The organism is Bowmanella dokdonensis (assembly GCF_017254865.1).
Taxonomy (GTDB): Bacteria; Pseudomonadota; Gammaproteobacteria; order Enterobacterales; family Alteromonadaceae; genus Bowmanella; species Bowmanella dokdonensis.
In genome coordinates, this window is the sequence record NZ_JAFKCV010000409.1 from 1 (window position 1) to 283 (window position 283).

Below are 283 nucleotides of genomic sequence, written 5' to 3' on the forward strand. Positions count from 1 at the left end.
AGCACGGTACTTTTACCCTCAGTCTGAAAGGGCGGGTATTACATACCTTTCCCCAAGGGAGTTTCAACCGTCCAGGTTTAATGAAGTACCGTCAGGCTGTGTTAACCACTACTGCCGGACTGGACAACTGGGTGCTGTATGAGCATGCGGGCAACGATGCCGCGCTTACCAGTGACGCTTTACCCGAACTGGTTGAGACTTATTGTCAGGTACAGTCAGCCGGTTGTATTGGTATTGCTTGTGAAGTGGGTCCTTTGTTTATGGATTTGATCAAGGCAGCAGT

General features: G+C 49.8%; 1 protein-coding gene. It reads left to right on the plus strand.

The annotated features are described in order from the left end of the window. Positions 1-283 (plus strand): hypothetical protein (locus J0A66_RS23100; RefSeq protein ID WP_206576106.1); only part of this gene is annotated, 283 nt, incomplete at both ends.